Origin of the sequence: Mycobacterium sp. E3247 (assembly GCF_001667785.1) — a bacterium.
Classification (GTDB): Bacteria; Actinomycetota; Actinomycetes; order Mycobacteriales; family Mycobacteriaceae; genus Mycobacterium.
On the sequence record NZ_LZJG01000285.1, the window covers coordinates 21,422 to 27,729 of the forward strand.

Annotated in this window: 5 protein-coding genes and 2 pseudogenes; 4 read left to right on the forward strand and 3 right to left on the reverse strand. The window is 68.4% G+C overall.

The genetic code is table 11. The features are described 5' to 3' along the window. Nucleotides 1–18: 18 nt before the first annotated feature. Nucleotides 19–1,584 (reverse strand): glycoside hydrolase family 13 protein, encoded by a 1,566-nt coding sequence (locus tag A9X04_RS15630; RefSeq protein ID WP_067921983.1) that lies wholly within the window; start codon nt 1,582–1,584, stop codon nt 19–21. 21 nt (nt 1,585–1,605) lie between these two features. After that, nucleotides 1,606–2,001, reverse strand: a complete 396-nt coding sequence (locus A9X04_RS15635) for a globin (RefSeq protein ID WP_067921993.1) — start codon at nt 1,999–2,001, stop codon at nt 1,606–1,608. 142 nt (nt 2,002–2,143) lie between these two features. On the opposite strand from A9X04_RS15635, the gene A9X04_RS15640 reads away from it, so the two are divergent. From A9X04_RS15640 to A9X04_RS15650, 3 genes are all read left to right on the forward strand, one after another. Next, entirely contained in the window at nt 2,144–2,791 is a 648-nt protein-coding gene (locus tag A9X04_RS15640; RefSeq protein WP_067921986.1) for an HNH endonuclease, read from the forward strand. 78 nt (nt 2,792–2,869) lie between these two features. Then, nucleotides 2,870–3,097, forward strand: a complete 228-nt coding sequence (locus A9X04_RS15645) for a hypothetical protein (protein WP_067921996.1) — start codon at nt 2,870–2,872, stop codon at nt 3,095–3,097. Further along, nucleotides 3,084–3,551 carry a DUF5130 domain-containing protein gene (locus A9X04_RS15650; protein ID WP_067921988.1) on the forward strand — a complete coding sequence of 156 codons (468 nt, stop codon included), beginning with the start codon at nt 3,084–3,086 and terminating at the stop codon, nt 3,549–3,551. The genes A9X04_RS15645 and A9X04_RS15650 overlap by 14 nt, the downstream gene beginning before the upstream one ends. An 86-nt stretch (nt 3,552–3,637) precedes the next feature. Here A9X04_RS15650 and pepN read toward each other — a convergent pair. Beyond that, nucleotides 3,638–5,980: pseudogene (pepN, locus tag A9X04_RS15655) on the reverse strand (aminopeptidase N); the annotation flags it as partial. A gap of 13 nt (nt 5,981–5,993) precedes the next feature. Here pepN and A9X04_RS15660 point away from each other — a divergent pair. Beyond that, nucleotides 5,994–6,308: pseudogene (locus tag A9X04_RS15660) on the forward strand (aminopeptidase N); the annotation flags it as partial.

The window sequence follows — 6,308 nt, forward strand, 5'->3', positions numbered from 1 at the left end:
CAGCTTTGGGTTCGCCGTTCAGGCCAGCCACGCCGCGGCGTCCGGCGCGAGTTCGCCGTCGACCAGCGGGGCGCTGGCCATGATGAGCTCTCCCGGCGGCAGTGGGATCGGTCGGCGGCCGGCGTTCACCGCGCACACCGCCCCGCCGCCGCGGCGCCGGAAGATCAGCGCATCCGGTGGCGCGTCCAACCAGTCGATCTCGTCGCCCTCGAGTTCGGCGCGTTCCTTGCGTAATTTGATGACGTGCCGGAAGAACGAGAACGTCGATTCGGGGTCTGCGATCTGGCGCTCGACGGTCAGGGACGCCCACTCCTGCGGCATCGGTAACCACGTGTCGGGGGAGCTGGAGAACCCGAACGGGGGAGCGTCGCCCGACCACGGGATCGGAACGCGGCACTTGTCGCGGCCGCGCTCGGTATGCCCGGAGCGTTCCCACGTCGGGTCCTGCAGCACTTCGTCGGGCAGCTCGACGTCCGGCAGCCCCAGCTCCTCGCCGTTGTAGACGAACACCGCGCCCGGCAGGGCGAGCATCACCATCGCCATCGCCTTCGCCCGGTTCAGCCCGACCTCGCCGCCCCCGTAACGGGTGACCTCCCGCCCCACGTCGTGGTTGGACAGGGTCCAGGTGGGGATGGCGTTTTCGATCGCGATGGCCTCCATCGAATTCTCTATCGCATGGCGGATCTGGTCGGCGTCGAAGTCGATCTTGGTGAGCCGGAAGTTGAAACCGAGGTGCAGTTCGTCGGGCCGCAAATACTCGGCCCACAGGAGGTTGTCGAGCACCCACACCTCCCCAATGGTCACCGCGTCGGGATAGTCGTCGACGATCTTGCGGATCCCGCGGTGGATCTCGTGCACGCTCGGATGATTGAAGCGCGGGTCGTCGTCGCTGTGACTGAGCACCTTGACGTCGTCCTTCGCGTCGGGCAGGTCAGCCGGCTTGGCCATGCCGTGTGCGACGTCGATGCGGAAGCCGTCCACGCCGCGCTCCAGCCAGAACCGCAGCGTCTTCTCGAAATCGTCGAAGACGTCCGGGTGTTCCCAGTTCAGGTCCGGCTGCTCGGTGTCGAAGAGGTGGAGGTAGTACTGGCCCGGATTGCCGTCCGGCTCCACCACCCGCGTCCAGGCGGACCCACCGAATACCGACGTCCAGTTGTTCGGCGGCAGCTCCCCATCCGGACCCTGACCGTCGCGGAAGTAGTAGCGCTCCCGCGCCTCGGTGCCCGGCCCCGCGGCCAGCGCGGCCTGAAACCACGGGTGCGCCGAGCTGGTGTGGTTGGGCACCACGTCCATGGTGATCTTGATGCCCCGCTTGTGCGCCGCGGGGATCAGGCGCTCAATGGCCGCCATCCCCCCGAACAGTGGATCGATGTCGCGGGGGTCGGCGACGTCGTAGCCGTGGTCGGCCATCGGTGAGACGGTGACCGGGTTGAGCCAGATCGCGTCCACCCCGAGCCGCTCGAGGTGATCCAGATGGGCCAGTAACCCGTCGATGTCGCCCACGCCGTCGCCGTCGCTGTCGGCGAACGACCGGGGATAGACCTGATAGAACACCGCGTTCGACCACCATGCTCCGGGGCTCATCCTGCTCCGTTCGGTTGGGTATCAGAAGGGCGAATTGACCAGCGAGTTGGCCGCCATCTCGAGGTAATCGAGCAGCTGGCGCCGGTGCTCGTCGTCGAGGGTCTGCGAATCGATCGAGGCGACGGCGGTGTGCATGCAGCGCAGCCAGGCGTCCCGCTCGATAGGCGTGATCCGGAACGGGACGTGCCGCATCCGCAGCCGGGGATGGCCCCGGCGGTCTGAGTAGGTGCGCGGGCCGCCCCAGTACTGCTCGAGGAACATGCGTAACCGTTCTTCGGCGCCCGCCAGGTCGTCCTCGGGGTACAGCTGGCGCAGGATCTCGTCCTCGGCGACCTGGGCGTAGAAGCGGGACACAATCGCGTGGAAGGTCTCGGCACCGCCGACGGCGTCATAGAAGGACTGGGGCTCGGAATCCATCACCTCCATTGTGGTCCATGGCGGCGGCGTCCGGCCGAGGCGGGCCGCGGGCGCTCCCGGTGTTCACCCGGGCGACATGCCGTTCACCTGCAATAGGGGTGCGATTGGCGACGAATCATGGTGGACTATCCGCGGAGGATCTATGGCGCAGGGCAAGAGACGCCGCAGCCACCGCAGTTCCGGTGCCGCGGCAGGGTTAACCGGGCCCCCAACCGCGTCATGCCTGCATAGCGTCGACACCCATCCCCCCACCCGCCAGGACACCGCTTCCCTGTGGAGTCGCCGGCGGGTGTTGCTGCTGAATTCGACCTACGAGCCGCTGACCGCGCTGCCGATGCGGCGGGCGATCGTGATGGTGATCTGCGGCAAGGCCGACGTGGTGCATCACGACCCAAGCGGACCGGTGATCCACTCGGCCACCAGCTCGATCCTGGTGCCCTCGGTGATTCAGCTGCGGTCCTACGTCCGCGTTCCGTACCGGGCCCGGGTGCCGATGACGCGGGCCGCGCTGATGCATCGGGACCGGTTCTCCTGCGCCTACTGCGGGGCCAAGGCCGACACCGTCGACCACGTGGTGCCACGCAGTCGCGGCGGCGACCACTCCTGGGAGAATTGCGTCGCCTGCTGTTCGACGTGCAACCACCGCAAGGGCGACAAGCTGCTCACCGAGCTCGGCTGGGTGCTGCGCCGGACGCCGCTGCCGCCGACGGGCCAGCACTGGCGACTGTTGTCGACGGTCAAGGAGCTCGACCCGGCGTGGGCGCGCTACCTCGGCGAGGGCGCGGCGTAGCGCCCGGATCGCACGACATCTCGTGTCCGAGTGTGCCGAGGGATCACCGCGTGGGTTACGGTTTTCGCCGTGAGCCTTTTGCAGATTCACCTGTACTTCATCGGGATACCGTTGCTGCTGGTCGCAGTGCTGGCGTTGCTGACCGTGGCCCGCAAGGGACCGCACCCGGCGAGCTACAAGCTGGGCGAGAAGTGGACCCACCCGCCGATCCTGTGGGCGGCCGCGGACGAAGACGTCGGTCACGCGCACGGCGGGCACGACACACACGAATTCGCAGTTGGAGGTGGCGCCAGTGGCACGTGGTGACGTAGCGACGATCGAGCCCGGCGAGCTGCCGAACGGGTGGGTGATCACCACCAGCGGGCGGATCTCCGGGGTGACGGAGCCGGGCGAGCTGTCCGTCCATTACCCGTTCCCGATCAAGGACCTGGTCGCCATCGATGACGCGCTGAAGTTCGGTTCGCGGGCATCGAAGGCGAGGTTCGCCATCTACCTCGGCGACCTGGGCAACGACACCGCCGCGCGGGCCCGCGAGATCCTGGCCAAGGTCCCGACGCCGGACAACGCGGTGCTGCTGGCGGTCTCACCCGACCAGAAGGTCATCGAGGTGGTCTACGGCTCCCAGGTCCGCGGTCGTGGCGCCGAGTCGTCCGCGCCGCTCGGGGTCGCCGCCGCGTCGTCGGCGTTTCAGCGGGGCGACCTGGTCGACGGGCTGGTCAGCGCGATCCGCGTCCTCAGCGCGGGAATCGCCCCGGCCTAACTGCCCGCCCACCGCGCGAGGGTGCGCAAATGCACGCCGAGCGCGGCGTGTCGCCGTACAAACACGCGCGCTCGCGTCAGGCGTTATCAGGCCGCGTCGAACCCGCGGGCCCGCAGGGCCCGCTTCACGCCGGCCTGGCCCTCCAGCACCAGCCGTCGTAGAGCCGGCGGCACCTCGGGGTCGGAAAGGAACCTGTCGGCGGCCGCGATACCGGCCTCGCTGATGTTCCAGTGCGGGTACAGCCCGATCACCACGGTCTGCGCGACCTCGCTGGACCGCCGTGCCCACACGCCCGGTATCGCTGCGAAATAGCGGTCGGTGAAGGGGTCGAGCAAGGCGTGCTGCCCGGGCGGGGCGAAGCCCGCGATGATGGACCGGGCCGTGATGTTGGCCAGGGTGTCGTCCTCGATCACCGTGGTCCAGGCCTCCTCCTTGACCTGCCGTTGCGGCCGAGCCGTCGCCGCCTGCGCACCGTGCCGCTTGCCGGCGGCGGTCGGGTCGCGCTGCACCTCCGCGTCGATGAAGGGCGTGCCGGGCCCGTCGGCGTCGATCTCGCCCGCGCCGGCGAGCGCGGTCACGATGCGCCACCGGAGATCGGTGTCGATCTCGAGACCGGCCAGCCCCAGCTCGGCCGGGTCGTGGTCGAGCAGGTCCGCCAGCGTCACGACGTGCCGGGTCGACAACACCGACGAGCACAGGCTGTTGACGAACGCGAGCTGGTGATCGGAGCCGGGCTCCGCCGCGCGCGCCAGCTCCAGCAACCGGTCGGCGAACTGCGGCCAGCCCTGCTCGTGCGCCCAGCCCGGCTCGGCGTAGGAAGCCAGCGCCGTCTGCGCCTGCAGCAGCAGCCGCTGCGCCACCCCGACCTCGGTTTCGGCGTGCACCCCGGTCGAGACCAGGGCCACGAAGTCGCGCGCCCGCATTTCGGCCTCGCGGGTCATCTCCCACGCCGCCGACCACACCAGGGAGCGCGGCAGCGGCTCGGCGATGTCGGCGATGCGCCGCAACGCGGTCTGCAGCGACTCCTGATCGAGCCGCAGGGAGCAGTAGGTCAGGTCATCGTCGTTGACCAGCACCAGCTCGCCGCGCGAAAGACCTACCAGCGCAGGGACTTCCGTGACAGGGCCCTCGACATCGAGCTCTTCCCGCCGCACCCGCACCAGTTTGCCGGCGCCGTCGTCGTCGTAGATGCCGATCGCCAGCCGGTGCACCCGGGTCTCGCCTGCCCCGGGCGCGGCACCGCTCTGCGTCACCGCGAATCGGGTGAACCTCCCGTCGGCGTCGGTGTCGAAGTCGGCGCGCAGCGTGTTCAGCCCGGTCGTCTTCAACCATTGCCGGCCCCAGTCCGACAGGTCTCGGCCCGACGCCTTCTCCAGCGCGGTGACCAGGTCGTCGAAGGTGGCGTTGCCGAACGCGTGGGCGCGGAAGTAGTCGCGCAGACCGGCCAGGAATTGCTCCAGCCCGACGTAGGCGACCAGCTGCTTGAGGACCGAGGCGCCCTTTGCGTAGGTGATGCCATCGAAGTTCACCTCCACCGCGGCGAGGTCGGGGATGTCGGCGGCGATGGGATGCGTCGACGGCAGTTGGTCCTGGCGGTACGCCCACGACTTCTCGACCGTGGCGAACGTCGTCCAGGCCTCGGTGAATTCGGTGGCCTCCGCCTGGCACAGCACCGAGGCGAAGGTGGCGAACGACTCGTTGAGCCACAGGTCGTCCCACCAGGACATGGTGACCAGGTCCCCGAACCACATGTGCGCCATCTCGTGCAGCACGGTTTCGGCGCGCCGCTCGTAGGAGGCGCGGGTGACCTTGCTGCGAAAGACGTAGTCCTCCAGGAAGGTCACCGCACCCGCGTTTTCCATTGCGCCGGCGTTGAATTCGGGGACGAACAGCTGATCGTACTTGCCGAATGCGTACGGGAGCCCAAAGTTCTTGTGGTAGAAGCCGAATCCCTGTTTGGTCTGAGTGAACAGCCGCTCGGCGTCCATGTGGCGCGCCAGGGATTCCCGGCAGAAGATCCCCAGCGGGATCTCCCCATGCTCGTCGGTGTAGGTGTCTTTCCACTCGGCGTAGGGGCCGGCGATCAGCGCCACCAGATAGGTGCTCATCCGCGGGGTCGTGGCGAAGGTGTGCACCCCGTCCTCGATCGACACCGTGGCGCCGTTCGACACCACCTTCCAGTGCCCGGGCGCCGTCACCCGCAGGTCGAACGTCGCCTTGAGGTCGGGTTGGTCGAAGCAGGCGAACATGCGCTTGGCGTCGGCGGTTTCGAATTGCGAGTACAGATACGTCTCGTTGTCGACCGGGTCGACGAAGCGGTGCAACCCCTCACCGGTGTTCGAGTAGCGGCAGTCCGCGTCGACGACGAGCACGTTGTGTTGCTCCAGGCCGCGCAACGCGATGCCGGTGGATTCGTCGTATCCGGACACGTAAGTTGGACGCGTGGCCCTTCCTAATCTCACCCGGGACCAGGCCGTCGAACGCGCGGCCCTGATCACCGTCGACAGCTACCAGATCCAGCTCGATGTCACCGACGGCTCGGATGTTGGGGGTCCCCCGGCCACCCGCACGTTCCGGTCCACGACCACGGTCGTGTTCGACGCGCTTCCGGGCGCCGACACGTACATCGACCTCGCCGCCGAGACGGTACGCGGTGCCACGCTCAACGGTCACGACATCGACGTGTCCGGATACGACGAATCCACCGGCATCGCGTTGCGCGGCCTGGAGCAACACAACGTGCTCGTCGTCGACGCG

Excerpts from the sequence above, each read along its gene's own strand:
- A9X04_RS15635 (WP_067921993.1), bottom strand. The coding sequence starts at position 2,001 with ATGGATTCCGAGCCCCAGTCCTTCTATGACGCCGTCGGCGGTGCCGAG.
- A9X04_RS15640 (WP_067921986.1), top strand. The coding sequence starts at position 2,144 with ATGGCGCAGGGCAAGAGACGCCGCAGCCACCGCAGTTCCGGTGCCGCG.
- A9X04_RS15630 (WP_067921983.1), bottom strand. The coding sequence starts at position 1,584 with ATGAGCCCCGGAGCATGGTGGTCGAACGCGGTGTTCTATCAGGTCTAT.